Annotated in this window: 16 protein-coding genes; 6 read left to right on the forward strand and 10 right to left on the reverse strand. The window is 45.5% G+C overall.

Annotated elements, in window-relative coordinates; translation table 11 throughout:
• Positions 1 to 9 precede the first annotated feature (9 nt).
• Together AC58QM_RS09535 and AC58QM_RS09540 are read right to left on the reverse strand one after the other, a co-directional pair.
• Positions 10 to 1035 carry a dienelactone hydrolase family protein gene (locus AC58QM_RS09535; protein WP_497283341.1) on the reverse strand — a complete coding sequence of 342 codons (1026 nt, stop codon included), beginning with the start codon at positions 1033 to 1035 and terminating at the stop codon, positions 10 to 12.
• A gap of 21 nt (positions 1036 to 1056) precedes the next feature.
• Entirely contained in the window at positions 1057 to 2343 is a 1287-nt protein-coding gene (locus AC58QM_RS09540; RefSeq protein WP_497283343.1) for a Gfo/Idh/MocA family oxidoreductase, read from the reverse strand.
• 173 nt (positions 2344 to 2516) lie between these two features.
• Between AC58QM_RS09540 and AC58QM_RS09545 the strand changes: the two genes are divergently transcribed.
• A complete protein-coding gene (locus AC58QM_RS09545) occupies positions 2517 to 3341 on the forward strand; it encodes a helix-turn-helix domain-containing protein (protein ID WP_497283345.1) in 825 nt (274 codons plus the stop codon).
• Here AC58QM_RS09545 and AC58QM_RS09550 read toward each other — a convergent pair.
• The 3 genes from AC58QM_RS09550 to AC58QM_RS09560 all read right to left on the reverse strand — a co-directional run bounded on the left by AC58QM_RS09550 (position 3289) and on the right by AC58QM_RS09560 (position 6035).
• Positions 3289 to 3519, reverse strand: a complete 231-nt coding sequence (locus AC58QM_RS09550) for a helix-turn-helix domain-containing protein (RefSeq protein WP_497283347.1) — start codon at positions 3517 to 3519, stop codon at positions 3289 to 3291. The two genes, AC58QM_RS09545 and AC58QM_RS09550, sit on opposite strands and share 53 nt — an antisense overlap.
• 47 nt (positions 3520 to 3566) lie before the next feature.
• Positions 3567 to 4967 carry a glucuronate isomerase gene (gene uxaC, locus AC58QM_RS09555; protein WP_497283348.1) on the reverse strand — a complete coding sequence of 467 codons (1401 nt, stop codon included), beginning with the start codon at positions 4965 to 4967 and terminating at the stop codon, positions 3567 to 3569.
• A 135-nt stretch (positions 4968 to 5102) separates the two neighbouring features.
• Positions 5103 to 6035, reverse strand: a complete 933-nt coding sequence (locus AC58QM_RS09560; protein WP_497283349.1) for a VanW family protein — start codon at positions 6033 to 6035, stop codon at positions 5103 to 5105.
• Between the two features lie 159 nt (positions 6036 to 6194).
• Here AC58QM_RS09560 and AC58QM_RS09565 point away from each other — a divergent pair, with 159 nt between their 5' ends.
• On the forward strand, positions 6195 to 7427 hold the full coding sequence (locus AC58QM_RS09565) for an aminopeptidase (protein WP_497283351.1): 1233 nt from the start codon (positions 6195 to 6197) through the stop codon (positions 7425 to 7427).
• A gap of 61 nt (positions 7428 to 7488) precedes the next feature.
• Here AC58QM_RS09565 and AC58QM_RS09570 read toward each other — a convergent pair whose 3' ends face one another.
• Entirely contained in the window at positions 7489 to 8769 is a 1281-nt protein-coding gene (locus AC58QM_RS09570; RefSeq protein WP_497283352.1) for a hemolysin family protein, read from the reverse strand.
• A 226-nt stretch (positions 8770 to 8995) separates the two neighbouring features.
• On the opposite strand from AC58QM_RS09570, the gene rocF reads away from it, so the two are divergent.
• Positions 8996 to 9913 carry an arginase gene (gene rocF / locus AC58QM_RS09575; protein ID WP_497283353.1) on the forward strand — a complete coding sequence of 306 codons (918 nt, stop codon included), beginning with the start codon at positions 8996 to 8998 and terminating at the stop codon, positions 9911 to 9913.
• A 67-nt stretch (positions 9914 to 9980) separates the two neighbouring features.
• On the opposite strand, the gene AC58QM_RS09580 is transcribed toward rocF, so the two are convergent.
• Positions 9981 to 11408, reverse strand: coding sequence for an aspartate ammonia-lyase (locus AC58QM_RS09580; protein WP_497283355.1), 1428 nt, complete (start codon positions 11406 to 11408; stop codon positions 9981 to 9983).
• Between the two features lie 232 nt (positions 11409 to 11640).
• On the opposite strand from AC58QM_RS09580, the gene AC58QM_RS09585 reads away from it, so the two are divergent.
• Together AC58QM_RS09585 and AC58QM_RS09590 are read left to right on the forward strand one after the other, a co-directional pair.
• Positions 11641 to 12840 (forward strand): ornithine--oxo-acid transaminase, encoded by a 1200-nt coding sequence (locus AC58QM_RS09585; protein WP_497283357.1) that lies wholly within the window; start codon positions 11641 to 11643, stop codon positions 12838 to 12840.
• Positions 12841 to 13229: 389 nt separating this feature from the next.
• Positions 13230 to 13415 (forward strand): hypothetical protein, encoded by a 186-nt coding sequence (locus AC58QM_RS09590; RefSeq protein WP_497283359.1) that lies wholly within the window; start codon positions 13230 to 13232, stop codon positions 13413 to 13415.
• Between the two features lie 66 nt (positions 13416 to 13481).
• Here AC58QM_RS09590 and AC58QM_RS09595 read toward each other — a convergent pair whose 3' ends face one another.
• From AC58QM_RS09595 to AC58QM_RS09605, 3 genes are all read right to left on the reverse strand, one after another.
• On the reverse strand, positions 13482 to 14096 hold the full coding sequence (locus AC58QM_RS09595; protein ID WP_497283361.1) for a carbohydrate-binding family 9-like protein: 615 nt from the start codon (positions 14094 to 14096) through the stop codon (positions 13482 to 13484).
• A 35-nt stretch (positions 14097 to 14131) separates the two neighbouring features.
• Positions 14132 to 14575 (reverse strand): DUF2663 family protein, encoded by a 444-nt coding sequence (locus AC58QM_RS09600; RefSeq protein WP_497283363.1) that lies wholly within the window; start codon positions 14573 to 14575, stop codon positions 14132 to 14134.
• Positions 14576 to 14721: 146 nt separating this feature from the next.
• Entirely contained in the window at positions 14722 to 14958 is a 237-nt protein-coding gene (locus tag AC58QM_RS09605) for a cold-inducible protein YdjO-related protein (RefSeq protein WP_310500736.1), read from the reverse strand.
• 157 nt (positions 14959 to 15115) lie between these two features.
• Between AC58QM_RS09605 and AC58QM_RS09610 the strand changes: the two genes are divergently transcribed.
• On the forward strand, positions 15116 to 16375 hold the full coding sequence (locus tag AC58QM_RS09610; RefSeq protein ID WP_497283365.1) for an MFS transporter: 1260 nt from the start codon (positions 15116 to 15118) through the stop codon (positions 16373 to 16375).
• The last annotated feature ends 3 nt before the right edge of the window (positions 16376 to 16378 follow it).

Raw genomic sequence — 16378 nt, forward strand, 5'->3', positions numbered from 1 at the left:
ACAGCCTGTTCATTTACTTTTTAATACCTCAACCAACCACGGATACGCCTGACTCCCATTAACTTCATGAACACCCTCATAGAGATGAACACCTAATTGATCACTAGCACTAACTTCCGCGTACACTTGTTCCAAATACGAGACGGCCGTTTCCACGGTTTCAATTGGAAATATCGGATCCTGTCTACCAGAAGCAATGAACAAGGGGCGCGGAGCAAGTAAGCCAATCAATTCAGGAAGCTCCGCGTAATCAAGCGCACCAGGTAGATAATTATCAATACAATGCCGCACCGCCATAATGCTACCTTTGAATGTATTCGTGAAAGCACAGAGAACCGTAGCCTGGATCCGTTCATCCAAAGCGGCCGTATAGGCAGCCAGCAACCCGCCTCCTGAGAACCCGAAGCAACCGATTCGACTTGCATCTACGTCTTCACGCGAAATCATATAATCAAGCGCCCGAATAGCTTCTTGCACACGCAATCCAGCCAAGGAAAGACCATAAAGTATAAGATGGGAAGCAAGCGTCTGACAAGACGAATTACCGACTTGCCCATCACGTTGATCCGTTTCCAATCGCCGGTCACCGAACCCAATGATTTCCGGAACGACGACTATAAAGCCACGTCTCACCATTTCCAAGGCATAATTACCATGAACATCCGCTGCACCTGTATGCGCAGTGCCATCAGCTCGCAAACCAACGATCTGTCTACTGCCAAAGCCATGCCCATGCAATGCGAGTACGGCGGGCAATTTACCCACCGCTCCCTTGGGAAGCAATACATAACAAGGTACTCGAAAACCCCATAGCGTACCAAATTCCACCCGCTCTCGAACGTGATCCTCGAGCTCCACACGTTCAAGAAGAACAGGACGAAGCTCGTCCTGCCCTTCCATTGGTACTGATAATGAACTCGCCAAACACTTTTTCATTTGGTCCTTCGTCAGTTCCGCCCATTCAGCACGCTGCTGCTCACGCTTCAATGCGAAGGAACGATAGAGATTCTCCATGCTAGCATCTGGATTCCACATCGTTCATTCCTCCGTCAAATCTTAAAATTTAACGAGCTTATCAACCACAACTGGTTGCCCTGTTCGAAGTGAAATATTGCCAGCAATCCCGGTTAGAATGGACATCGCACCATCCACATGTGAAGCCGCACGTTTGAAACGGTCATCTGATGGCTTATCGAAGATATCTTTCAACAATACAGGATCTCCACCGCCGTGACCGCCGACACCTTCTTCAATCTCTACTTGATAAGGTGCTGCGAACATCGGGAATACGGTAATCGTTTTCGCTTTCAACGCGCCCTCATCCGCTTTTTCACCACCGGAATTTACATAAGACTTCTCAACAACCTTCATTTCAATACGGCCTTTGCTGCCGTTAATGTTCACATTAAAGCCTTCCCATGGCAGATAAGCATTCAAGGAATACGTAAGAATCGCTTTGTTTTTATAGCGCACCATAACACCCATCGTATCTTCAATGGAGATCCCGTCACCAAAAACGCTTTGATCACGTTGGTAGCCATCCTCATGCTCTGCATCCAAATACAACCCTTTTAAATTCGGATTGCTGTCCAAATGTAAAGCAAATGGATCCTCTTTCGCATATTCATTACCCGTTGCACGTTGATAGAACTTGGTTTCTCCGCGCTTCTCTGCATTGGCTTTCCCGTAGAACATCAAGTCGCCCATTGCAAAAACCGTCTCCGGCTGCGTTCCTAACCAGAAGTTAACCAGATCAAAATGGTGCGTTGACTTATGCACGAGCAAGCCGCCGCCATTGCGTTTATCACGGTGCCATCTACGGAAATAGTCAGCACCATGCTCTGTATTTAACAACCATTCGAAATGCACAGAGTGCACATCGCCAATTGTTCCGTCCATAATGAGCTCACGGATTTTCGTATTGTGCGGCGCGTAACGGTAGTTAAAGGTAACACGAAGTTGTTTGCCTGTCCGTTTGATCGCATCCAGAATTTCTTGGCATTTCTCTTCGTCAACCGTCATTGGCTTCTCTGAAATGACATCACAACCGAGCTCCATCGCTCTGATAATGTACGTGTGATGTGTACGGTCTACCGTTGTAACGATGATCGTATCTGGTTTTTCTTGACGAATCATTTCTTCGAATTGGTCCGCTTTGTACGTAGGAACAGCATGATATTCATATTTATTAGCTAGTAAACCGTTCGTGAAATTCATCCGTGTTTGGTTAATATCACAAATAGCTACAAGCTCTGATGTATCTCGAAAATCCTTTACCATGGAGCCATAGAAGAATTCAGCTCTTCCTCCAGTACCTACAATCGCATAACGTGTTTTTGTCATCCGTAATCATGCCCCTCTCATTTAAGTACCCTTACATGTCATACTGCAAGATTAATACAATATTTGTTGTGTTTCTAATCAAATATTACTTAATCACTTCATTTCCTTGCATATATTGCTATTCAAAGGGATGTGGTAAAATAGAAAGCAGATTCCGATTCAGAGAGGTGTCCATGTTGATTTTCTACGAGATTGAAAGACTGCGCAGAGAGCAATCCTACTCGATGCCATTGAATCATTTTCATGACCATTATGAAATTTATTATTTACTTAGCGGTAAGCGTTACTATTTCATTCAGGATCGCTCTTATTTGATGCAAGAGGGTGATCTCGTATTTATCGATAAAAATAAATTGCACAAAACGATCGACGCCAACTCGCTTCCGCATGAGCGTATCTTATTGAGCTTTAATGATAGTTGGGTACCAGCCAAGGATCCTGATTATCAAGAGACGGCATTGGCTCCTTTTCGGCAAAAACATATTATCTTTTCGCTGTCAGGCGCCAATCGAACACTGGTTGAGAACCTGCTCTTTAGCCTAATGCGCGAGCAGCAGCAAGCCCAGAAAGGTTGGGAACTGAACAGTAAAGCACTGCTCACACAGTTGCTTGTCTTTTGCGCGCGGCTCATTGATCTCCAAGGTCCAACTGAAGAGCATCCACAGGCTCACAATCCTAAAATATTTGAGATTGTCTCTCATATTAATGAGCATTTTCAAGAGCGCCTTAGTCTGGCGACGATTTCGAAAAAATTCCATATCAGTCCCAGTTATTTTTGCCGTTCCTTCAAGGAAACAACTGGATTCTCCTTCGTTGAATACTTGAACAATATTCGCATACGAGAAGCGCAGCGGCTGTTAAGGGAAACGAAGCTAAAGGTTATTCACATTGCCGAACAGTCCGGGTTCGATAGTGTCGCCCACTTCGGGCGAGTATTCAAGCAAGTTACTTCGCAAACTCCTCTGGAGTGTCGGAAAATGATGCATCTCGGGCTGTAATCAATTGACGGTACGCCGTCGGTGTCATCTTTTTCAGGGCTTTGAACGTTTTGATAAAATAACTTGGACTTTCAAAGCCCACCTCACTTGCGAGATCAATAATCAGGATCTTCGGATTCTCTAGACACTTCATCGCCTTCAGCACCCTCCTCCCCTGCCGCCGCGGAGACAAAACCAAACAAAAAAACCTCCGTGCGAGCTCACGCTCACACGAAGGTTTATCATTTAGAATCCGAAATACTGCTTCGCATTGTTATAAGAAATACCTTGAACCAATTGCTTCAACAATTGCTCGTCATTCGGGAACTCGCCTGCTTCCACCCATTCACCGAACATATTACATAGAATGCGGCGGAAATAATCATGGCGTGTGTAGGACAAGAAGCTGCGGGAGTCTGTCAACATACCTACGAAGCGACCAAGCAGACCGAAGTTGCCTAGCGACTTCATTTGGGAAATCATGCCGTCACGCGTATCATTGAACCACCACGCTGCGCCCAATTGGATTTTTCCTGCGATGCCGTCACCTTGGAAGCTGCCCATCAAGGAAGCGAGAATTTCATTATCCCGCGCATTTAAGGAGTACAGAATCGTTCTTGGCAGCGAATCCGCTACAGCCAGGGATGACAACAAGCCAGTCAATGCGCTTGCTACTGGGCTATCACCGATGGAATCAAAGCCTGTATCTGGACCTAACTTCGCAAATGCCTGTCCATTGTTGTTTCTGGAAGCATTGATATGGTATTGCATCGCCCAATCGAGCTTCTTATAGATGCCGCCTAGGAACAATAGTGTGTATGCTTTATATTTCTTCTCATCTTCTAGACTAACTGGCTGACCAGCAAGTCCAGCAGCGAAGATCGCGTCAACTTCTTCTTTCGTTGCAACAGCGAAAGGCACGTAGTCTAGTGCGTGGTCAGAAACTTTACAACCTACGGAATCGAAGAACACCGCGCGGCTTTCCAAGCCTGCTAACAAGTCATCATAAGTACGAATCGGAGTACCTGTCGCTGCTGCCAATTGCGCAATCCACGGAAGGAACGTAGCGCGATTGATTTCTAACGCCTTATCCGGGCGGTAGGAAGGCAATACTTGCGTATCAAAGCCTTCAATATCTTTGATTTTGATGTGGTATTCCAAGGAATCCACAGGATCATCTGTTGTACAAATGACCGTTACTTTGGAGTTTGTGATCAAGTCTCTAGCGCGTGATCCACCTTCTGCCAGCTTCGCATTCACTTTTTCCCAAATCACTGGTGCATTCTGCTCATTAATCAGTTCGTACACACCGAAATAGGTTTGAAGCTCCATATGGGACCAGTGGTACAATGGATTACCGATCGCCATAGGCAGCGTGGAAGCCCAAGCTACAAAGCGATCATAATCACTTGCTTCACCTGTAATTTTGGACTCTTCGATGCCGTTGGCACGCATCATCCGCCATTTGTAGTGGTCGCCATATAACCAAGCTTCTGTAATGTTATTGAACTGTTTATTTTCATAAATTTCCTTAGGACTTAAATGGCAGTGATAATCGATAATCGGTAATTCTTTGGCATATTCATGAAATAGATGTACTGCGGTTTCATTCGTAAGTAAGAAATTCTCATCTAAAAACGTTTTCATAAAGCGATTTCCACCCTTCTCAAGCTGAATGATCTGCCCTCTATATTAGCAAAAGAATGGCTTAGAAATCTTGCGATTTCGTGCTTTAATTTCATAAAATATGCATATATTGACCTCTAGAAAAGCCCCCACGCGTTATGGGAGCAGTTTGCCTACATTTGAATTCGTTTCAATTTCCTCTGGGATCGCTTCAGTTGCACCTGGCACATGGCGTGCTTTGAAATTTATTAGCTCAGAAGATGTAATACTGATTTGAACCTGACCAGGCAACGTGTGCGCTCGTATGAGGATAGGCTGATTATAATCATTTCTAAAACTAAAATCAGGCCCTCCCCAATTGACAGTCGCATCTCTTCCATGTGGCACATAGGGTACTGATCGGCTGTGTGAGTACCTTTCAATGATGGTAAGGCCAGCACGGTCTACGGCATTAAAAAGGGTGGACGAGATTTGACAGATGCCCCCGCCAATCCCCTCTGAGAATTCCCCTCTTACAATTACCTTGGCCGGCATATAGCCCCTGTTAGGTGTTCGAACACCGACTACACGATTAAAAGAAAACGTCTCATTCGGCTGCACGACATAATTGTTAATGGCTTGAGAGGCTAGTTTGAGATTCGTTACACGATGCGTATTCCGTGAATTAAAATAGGTAACATAATAGCCGATTGGACGAACGCGAATGCTGGCAAGTAATTCACTATCTACTTTGGGATACATCGTTTGAAGCGGCAGCTCCACCTTCATCGGTCCATCTGCATAGAATTGCTCATAAAACTGATTGAGAAAAGCACGACGATTCAGTCTTACGCCCGCGACCTCTTTCACAATTCCCCCGCCATCATTAATGGTCGCATTAATCGGTTTACGATAAATCGATTTATCAATCTGCTCCGCAAGTCGATCTAGTTTTTGCGTATTAACCATAGGCACATCTAGAAGATGCAGGGTATATGGCTCTCTCTGGATCTGGGCCATCCGGCCACCGTCTGAATTCTCCGATAGTTGAAATGTCATTTCTTTGGGCTGGGCAAGCAGCAGCAGGCCCAATAGCCATTCATAGCGCATGAAAGCAATTCACCTCCTGCACCTAGTGTAAACAAATGTAAAAATTCCATGCAATGACAGCCAAGAATCCACTATTCAACCAACGGTAAAATTTATTTGACAGTCAGCGAGTAGAGCGATAAACTTCAAACAAGACGGAGAAAAAGGAGGATTACTCGAATGACTTTTGAACAAAATCTCGAGAAATATGCGGAGCTAACAGTTAGCGTTGCTCTCAACATTCAATCCGGTCAATCGCTTTGGATCAATGCACCGATTCAGCACCCTGAGTTCGTACGACTCATTTCCCGCAAAGCCTATGAAGCCGGTGCTAAGCATGTACATATTGAATGGCAGGATGAAATCTGCACACAAATCCGCTATTCCCATGCACCGGAGGACTCCTTCAACGAGTATCCAACATGGCGCGCGCAAGCGCTAACCGAATTAGCGGAGAACAATGGCGCTTACCTATGGATCGATGCCGATAATCCTGAGTTGCTTAAGGATGTAGCTCCCTCCCGTATAGCTGCGAATGCCAAGGCAGCGGGTCCTAAGCTTGTCAAATGGCGTGAATACATGTCCTCTTATAAGATGACATGGTCCATCATTGCGGCTCCTTCACTAGCCTGGGCACAAAAGGTATTTCCTGATCTCGAAGATCAAGCTGCCGTGCCTGCTTTATGGGATGCTATTTTTGAAGCTACTCGTGTAGATCAAGAAGATCCCGTTCAAACGTGGCGAGATCACAATGCGACACTTCGAAGTAAACGGGAGCAATTGAATGAGAAGCAATTCCATAAAATTCACTACCGTGCTCCTGGCACACAGCTGACGGTTGAACTTCCACCACAGCACATTTGGCGAGGCGGATCTGCGACGAACGAAACCGGCGATTTCGAGTTCAACCCGAACATCCCGACAGAGGAAGTGTTCATTTCCCCTAATCGTTTAGGCACGAACGGAACCGTTCGCAGCTCCAAGCCGCTGAGCTATCAAGGAAGTCTGATCGATAACTTCTCGATCACCTTCGAGCAAGGCCGCGTCACACACTATACCGCGGAGCAAGGCTTTGAATCGCTGCAAGCGATGATTGAAATGGATGAAGGCGCACACTTCCTCGGCGAAATCGCACTTGTACCGCATGTGTCTCCGATTTCGAACACCAATTTAATCTTTTTCAATACACTCTATGATGAAAATGCTTCAAACCATTTAGCCCTCGGCAGAGCCTTCCCTACGTGTATCGAAGGCGGCACGAAGATGACCAAAGAGGAGCAGCTGCAAGCTGGATTGAATGACAGCCTCATTCACGTTGACTTCATGATCGGATCCGCCGATATGGATATTGACGGCGAACACGCAGATGGAACCCTCGAGCCGATCTTCCGCAAGGGAAGCTGGGCATTCTAATACAAAAAGGCTCAAATTGTAGTTAACTAACTACAATTCGAGCCTTTTTAATTAGCCTTTTCTAGTTTCTAACAATCTCAATTTTACGAATGCGATTCGTGTCTCGCTCCCGCACAATGAAAGTCAGATCCTGATACTGCCATTCTTCACCGATTTGCAACTCTGAGTTCGTGCTGTACAACCATCCACCAATGGAATCCACATTCTCGTCTTGAATATCAAATCCCAACACAGCATTTAACTCGTTTAACAAGGCGTTACCATCAATTAAATAGTGTCCTTCCGTTATCGTTTCGATCTCTTTCCGTTCATCTTTATCAAATTCATCCCGAATCTCTCCGACAATTTCCTCTAAGATATCTTCGATCGTAATTAATCCTGACGTCCCGCCGTATTCATCGAGGAGCAACGCAATATGTACTTGTTCTCGCTGCATCTTTTTGAGCAGTGCTTTCACCGGCATTCCTTCGGGAACCGTCATGATCGGTTGCAGCAGTCCTTTAAAATTAAAATCCGGATTTGAAAAATAACTTAAGAAAACTTGCTTCGTATTTACGAATCCGATGATATGATCTTTGCTCTCTTTTGCAACTGGAAAACGGGTGTATTGCTCTTTCGTAATAATCCCCATGTTCTCTTCAAGTGATTTATCGGCGTATAGACAGATCATATCCGTCCGTGGAACCATGATTTCACGAGCTAACAATTCATCAAAAGAGAAGATCCGATTCACATAACTGTATTCTGTTTTATTTATTTTTCCACTCATCAGGCTATCTGATAAAATAATTCGAATTTCCTCTTCGGAATGGGCTTCTTCGTGCTCACTTGCGGGCTTGACGCCAAATATCTTGACCAGCTGAGTCGCTGAACCATTTAAAATCCATATGAATGGGTACATAATTTTATAGAAAAAGATAATTAACGGAGCTGTTAGAATAGAAATGGCTTCCGCTTTCTGAATCGCTAATGTTTTGGGGGCTAGCTCACCTAGCACAACATGAATATACGTAATGGATAAAAAGGCAATACCGAAAGATAGGATATGCGAGAGTGTATCACCTAGGCCAAGTCCTTCGAACAAGGGACCTAGAAGCTTCTCGACCGTGGGCTCTCCCAACCAACCAAGACCTAATGCTGTGATCGTAATGCCGAGCTGACACGCTGACAAATACCCGTCCAGATTGGACGTAACCGTTTGAACAGCTACTGCATTTTTCTTGCCTTCAAGAACCATTTGATCTACACGGCTTGGACGAATTCGAATAACGGCAAATTCTGTCGCGACAAAAAAAGCGGTAAGCACAATCAATACTACGATTAAAAATAAATTGATAAACATAATAACCTACTTTCGGAGATCTGGATTTACATCTATTATTTTAACTTTGTTGTATGAACTTATCAATATTTACGAAACGTTATAAAAAGGATTCCACAAATGAACAAAGAAAATATAGCCTCATATAGTAATATAGGATGCTTGCTATCCGTTTGGGAATGTTAGTCAAAGGAGTGCAACCTCAGGAATTATTGTCTAATCAGCCAATCAAAAAGGAGTTGATCCGATGAGTATCAAACCGAACATCGCTGCAATCAGTGTCAACTTTGATCTGGGAGCAGGTCGCCGCGGGGCAAGCCATGGACCTAAGGCCATTTTTGAAGCAGGATTACTTCATCAGCTAGAACAATTAGCCTATACCGTTGATCATGTTGCTGATCTTCGTCTAGTAAACGACACAGCAACTCCCTTAGATACGCATGTGGATTCACGCAACCTCAATTATTTCGCTGAAGTTATAGAAATCAATACCCAGCTCGCTGATCAGGTTTCTCAGGTTGTCAGTCAGGGCGCTTTCCCACTCATTATCGGTGGAGATCATAGCATAGCTATTGGTACGATTGGAGGGTTATCCAGCCATTATGCCAACTTAGGCGTGATCTGGATTGATGCCCATTCTGATTTAAATACGCCGGATACAAGTCCATCAGGGAATATACACGGCATGTCACTTGCGGTCAGCATGGGGATCGGGCATCCTTTGTTAACCGACATTAAGGGGAAGAATCCCAAGGTGAAACCCGAAAATATTGTGCTCATTGGGGCCCGTTCACTTGATGAAGGTGAAAAGAAACTTATTCGCTCGCTGGGTATCAAATGCTTTACCATGTATGATATTGACCGCAAAGGCATGGCCCATGTTATGCAGGAAGCGATTGATTATCTACAAAGCAAAACAGATGGCGTTCATCTCAGCTATGACGTGGACTCCGTTGACCCTATTGAAGCGCCAGGAACGGGCACTGCCGTCAAAGGCGGGCTTCATTTCCGCGAAGCACATCTCGCCGTCGAGATGCTGCATGAGGCTGGTATCGTAACTTCTGCCGAGTTTGTGGAGGTCAATCCGTTGTTGGATGACAGCAACAAGACTTCACAACTTGCCGTAAGCCTGATCAGTTCTTTATTCGGCGAGCAGATCCTATAGGTTGAATGCGCAAATACCCCCACTCTACGTGATAGAGGTGGGGGTATTGTTAGTTTAAGTACAGACGTTAGTCTGCTGGCCGAAGCAGTCTATCTCCGGCTATACCAGGCGTAGTCATTTGAATCGGGTTGAGGATTTCTTCGATCTCCTCTGGTGTGAGAAGACCTTTCTCGAGGATAAGCTCCTTCAAGGTATAGCCCGTACGAACCGCTTCTTTCACTAGCTGCGCGGCGACCTCGTAGCCCAGATGCGGGTTGAGCGCTGTAACAATGCCGAAGCTTTGCTCTACGTAATTTTTGCAGCGTTCACGGTCAGCTTCCAAGCCTTCGATGGCGAAGCGCTCAAACACGCTGGCTGCGTTTCGCAATATTTTGAGAGACTGCAACAGATTGAAAGCTAAGACTGGCCCCATGACATTCAGCTCGAATTGCCCTGCTTCACAAGCTAGACAGATCGTATGGTCATTCCCAATAACTTGGAACGCCACTTGGTTCACAACTTCTGGCATCACCGGGTTTACTTTGCCCGGCATGATCGAAGAGCCTGGCTGTCTAGGCGGCAGCTTCAATTCCCCTAGCCCTGCACGAGGTCCAGAAGCCATCATACGAATATCGTTGCAAATTTTCGAGAGGTTCACAGCACATACTTTCAGGGAAGCAGACAACTCCGTGTAAGCATCCATATTTTGAGTCCCATCGACGAGGTGCTCCGAGATTTCGACTGGAATTCCCACAGCACCTTTTAAATGAAACATAACTCGTTCTACATATTCAGGCTTGGCGTTAAGCCCTGTCCCTACGGCAGTAGCCCCCATATTGACGATTAACAATCCCCGCATCGCCTGCTTTATTCGACTGATATCACGCATCAACACTCTCGCATAAGCGCCAAACTCTTGCCCCATACGAATAGGAACGGCGTCCTGTAGGTGGGTTCGGCCCATTTTGATCACATCATCAAACTCAATTTCTTTCCGTGCAAACGCGCTCTGCAAAGAGCTTAATGCCTCAATTAATTGCTCGGAAAGACGGTATGCGGCTATCTTAATCGCGGTTGGGATAACATCATTGGTTGATTGCGACATGTTCACATGATTATTTGGGTTACAGTGAAAATAACTCCCTTTTTGCTCACCTAACACCTCTAAAGCACGATTAGCCAGCACTTCGTTCATATTCATATTAATGGAAGTACCTGCTCCGCCTTGAATGGAATCGACGATAAACTCCTCAACGAGGCTGCCCTTGCTGACTTCCTCAGCTGCTTGTACTAAAGCTTCTCCTATCTTCTTAGGCAGCATATGGGTGTCCATGTTCGCAAGCGCGGCTGCACGCTTCACTTCGGCTAGCGCCGTAATTAGTTCCGTATGAATCGTAACACCTGTAATCGGGAAATTCTCAATTGCTCTCATCGTTTGAATGCCGTAGTAGGCATGAGAAGGGACTTGCTTTTCACCTAAAAAGTCTTTCTCAATGCGAAAAGTCATCGGAACCATCCTTTACCACATCATATTTCATTCCCTAAGCTTTCATGGAACCCATCGTGGCATCTAGCCCACTATCGTGGTTATTTTTAGCTTAAAAGTCAGGGATATGCACGGTCAGGCTAATTTTGAATAGCCTCACCTATTTACCAATTATATACTTAGGATGTCATCGTACGCTAATACTAGAATACAATGAAGTACACCTGTAGAAGCTAGGAACTCATGAAAGGGAGGAATTCACATGGCTACTCAAAGCTCCTCTATCATTGAACAAACAGAGAAATACGGTGCACGTAATTACCATCCACTCCCGCTTGTTATTTCTAAGGCCGAAGGCGTCTGGGTTGAAGATCCGGAAGGAAGCCGCTATATGGACATGTTGAGCGCTTATTCCGCTTTGAATCAGGGGCATCGCCATCCGCATATCGTGAACGCACTCATGGAACAAGCAGGCAAGGTGACACTCACCTCGAGAGCCTTTCATAGTGAAACGCTTGGCATGTTCTATGAGAAATTAGCCCAATATACAGGAAAACCTATGATTTTGCCAATGAATACAGGGGCTGAAGCCGTTGAAACTGCCATTAAAGCCATTCGGCGCTGGGGCTATGATGTTAAGGGGATACCTGCTGATCAAGCTGAGATCATTATATGCGCAGGCAACTTCCATGGTCGAACTGTGACCATCACGTCATTCTCCTCCTCACCGGAATATCAACGAGGTTTCGGGCCCTTCACGCCTGGCTTCCGGATTATTCCGTACGGCGATGTTGAGGCGCTGCGTGATGCTATTGGTCCGCATACAGCAGGGTTTATGGTGGAGCCCATTCAAGGCGAAGCTGGGATTGTCATTCCACCAGAGGGCTACTTGCGCGAATGTTATGAGTTGTGCACGGCGAATCGGGTATTGTTTGTTGCGGACGAAATCCAGACAGGATTCGGCCGCACCGGCCGCCGCTTTGCCAGCGACTGGGAAGGCGTCACGCCGAACCTGTATGTCTTGGGCAAAGCCCTAGGCGGCGGTGTGTTCCCGATCTCGGCTGTGGCCGGAGATCGCGAGGTTCTTGAGGTGTTCGAGCCAGGCTCCCACGGCTCGACCTTCGGCGGGAACCCACTCGGCTGCGCCGTGGGGATCGCCGCTCTTGAGGTGCTCGAATCTGAACAGCTCGCAGAGCGTTCGGATGAGCTTGGGGCTTATTTCCTGAAGCGGCTTCAGGAAATCAAGTCGCCGCAGATCGCAGAGATTCGCGGCCGTGGTTTGTTTATCGGTATTGATCTGACCGTTGCAGCACGCCCATTCTGCGAAGCACTGAAGGAGAAAGGGCTGCTATGCAAGGAGACGCATGAGCATATCATCCGCTTGGCGCCACCTCTGATCATTACGAAGGATGAGTTGGATTGGGCTTGGCAGCATCTTCATGATGTGTTGCATGGAGATTAATGTTTTTATCGATGGAGAATAATTGTGGCTGGTTAATGGCTTGCGAAACCATGGTGGCTGCCACTACGTGTTTAGAAGCATAAACTACAGCTAATTTGTCCGAATCTGACCTGTTTGCACGATTAGATGGAAAAAATGCAGCTAATTTATATGAAATTTGAAAAAACGAGCAAATCGAAGAGATTTAACTACAGGAAATACAGTTAACCTTTCGAATTCTAGATATCCGCTTCAAATAGATGGAGAAAATCCAGTTAGTTTGCGGGGAGCTAGTGGGATTAGTGGGTGTCTTGGGTGTCTTGGGTGTCTTGGGAGTCTTCGGGGTCTTCGGTGTCTTGGGTGTCTTGGGTGTCTTGGGCGTCTAGGTTGTCTTGGGTGTCTTGGGCGTCTTGGGTGTCTTGGGTGTCTTGGGTATCTTGGGTATCTTGGGTGTCTTGGGTGTCTTGGGTGTCTTGGGTGTCTTGGGTGTCTTGGGTGTCTTGGGTGTCTTGAGTGTCTTGGGTGTCATGAGAGTCGTTGGTGTCGTGGGAGTCGTGAAAACAGAAGTAGCAGATTCATTACTCAAATCTCATTAACTCAAAAAGAAGCAGTCTCAAAAAGTCTAGATCGACTTTTTGAGACTGCCTCCTTTTTGTGCAATGTTACGGTTGCTCGTTCACAAACACGAGCTCCTTGAATTGCTGCGGAATATGGAAATTGACCTTTCCTGTAGGCGACCAAGCTGAATAGTGACGGATGCCTTCACGATCATCATCAATCCGGAACACATTCCAATGCCAAACCGTTCCCGGTTCCGGCACGCCGACATCGTCCAAGTCAGCAAATGGGATTTCGACTTCATAAACGAGCCAGCCGTCATCAGTGCCTGGCGTGACCTTGGCCTGAAAGCCGTTAGCAGTCCATGATCTATCCACGTCTATTTTTCCATGTAATGAGTTATGAATGAATGCATCGAATAAGACGCCTCGCGGACTGATCTCGAATTCATAATACGTCGTGCCGCCGCCAAATGGATCAATAAACACTTCTACGACGTCTTCCTCGTAAAGTGAATCGTCACGCTTCGTCATCGTTGCAACGATATGATCATCTTGACATTCATAACGGATATGTAGAGCTTCCTTCGTCCAGCATGCACGAAACTGTGTTTCCAGCCGCGGAGCTTCCGCGGTCACTACATCACGTAAATACCCGATCGGGGACACAGACCAATCCCATTGACGAACATTTTCCACAAAACCACACACATACTTCATTCTCGTTATCTCAACCTCACTTTGGCATACCAGATTCAAGTCTTATATACGATATTAATATCAAACTCTTTCGAAAGAAAGCTCGAAATTTGATCGCGAGATTCCGACTTCACATCTTTAAGCCAAGAGGCATCCAGGCGCTCTATCACTTCTAAACGTAAATCTTCATACTTATCCTTCGCCTTCTCTGTTTCGCGCGCTCGATTAGAGGTGTAGAGAAATAAAGAGATACAAGCGAGCAACAAGCCGCATAATAATTTATTCGCTATGATTAACTCCAAGATGAGCAGGGCATTCCCGCCTGAACGAACAATCACATGTTGATACAACAAATATAAGACAAAGAGAAGGATGCCACCCGTTAGGATGGATAAGATGGGCTGCATTTTTTTCATTTTGTCCCATTTCACTTTTCTTTCTTGCAACTCTTTTAACAAGACTTCGGTATCATCACTCACATTAATAGTAGGTCCAAGCACAGCATCTCCCCCTCATATTCATGCTATGCTTGTCTATTCCTTTTCTTTACAAAAAAAAAGACCAAGAGCATCACTCTTCACGCCTCGCTGAAGATGCTCTTGATCATAACCTATTATTTTAGAAGAAATAACTTCAATAATTTCGACTAGAAGCGTTTCTTTCCTACAAGAAACTTTTTGTTTCCTTTTTTAGATGTTACAGGCACATGTTTGTAGCTACGCACCATTTGTGTTTTACAAAGCGGGCATGTTGGTAAAGCTTCCGTCACGAATTCTTTGCGAACCCAAGCTTTACATTCTGTGGCTTTACATTTCCAAATCTCAATCTGTTCAACTTCTGGCTTCTGTTCTTCTTCCGTTACAATACTCGTTGATGTAGACATTTCAATTATGTGCTCCCTGCTTCGTAGATTAGACTACTTATTATTATACAGATTGGATCGAATATCAAGTCTTTCCCGTGTTCAAAACTATTTACCAGTGGTAGAATAGACAAAGCGATTGCAATTTAGACACAAAATACAAAGGCAGGAATATCGCATGACCACTTTACTACGCGAATGGAAGCAGCAACTGCAAGGCTATAGCCGGAATATTAAGCTGTTCTTCTGGTTTAATTTTGTTTGGAACTTAGGGATCAGCATGTTCGGTCTCGTATACAATTTATATGTTCGCAGTCTAGGTTACGAGCAAACCATGGTCGGCAGCCTAGTAGGCATGACCGCGCTCGCCGCGGCCATCATTTTGATCCCAGCAGGTATTATGAACGATCGCTTCGGACCGAAGCGTATCATATCCTTTGGACTTCTTTTTACAATTGCCGCCCTCACCGCACGTTCCCTCATTGAATTGGAAGAAGGGATGTTGATTTCAGCCTTCTTAGGCGGTATGGCGCTAGCAGTCGTTTCAGCTACCATTCTACCGTTTATGGCTAATAACTCCTCCCCACAGCAAAGGGTGCATTTATTCAGTCTCAATATGGCGCTGGTTATGCTAGCCAATGTAATTGGCATCTCACTCGGTGGCGTACTGTGTGATTTCTTTCAATTTATGATCGGTGTAGATGAGGTTCACAGCCTTCGGTATACCCTATTAATTGGTGTGGCCATTGCCGCGCTTGGCGTCTTGCCGATGTCCATGTTTGGGAAAAGCGATCAAGAAGAAGCAACTCCTGCGCGTGAAACATTGAACTGGAAGCAAACGTGGCGCGAACACAAGACATCGATCCAAGTCATTAGCATTTTTTGCTTACTTGGCTTACTTTCCTCGCTCGGTGGCGGGATGATCGTTCCCTATTTGAACGTATACTTTGAGGATCGCTTTGAAGCGTCCAAATCCTCCATTGGGATTGTCGTGGCATTGGGACAAGCTGCTACAGGTGTCGCTTTTCTCATCGGACCCATGATTGCTAAGCGTTATGGAGAAGTCAAATCAGTTGTCTATTTGCAACTAAGTTCCATCCCTTTTCTACTACTCACTGCTTTCTCGGCAAATTTCTACTTATCTTCTGGTGGTTATTTATTCCGTCAAGCACTGATGAATGCTGCGAATCCTTTCTATAATTCAATCAAAATGAGTTATGTCCATCGCTCACTTCGCGGGTTAGCATCGAGTTCAGGGGAAGCTGTTTTTAATCTCGGATGGTTTATTGCTTCTCCGATTAGTACAGGCCTCGTCTTCCGATATGGCAGTTACTTCGGTTATGCATATGCCTTTTGTATTACAGCGGTCGTCTATTCTGTCATTTCCTATTTATTTTATTTCTTCTTTGGGAAACAACGATTTAAGACCCTTGAATAATTC

It is taken from the genome of Paenibacillus sp. J22P165 (assembly GCF_059692015.1).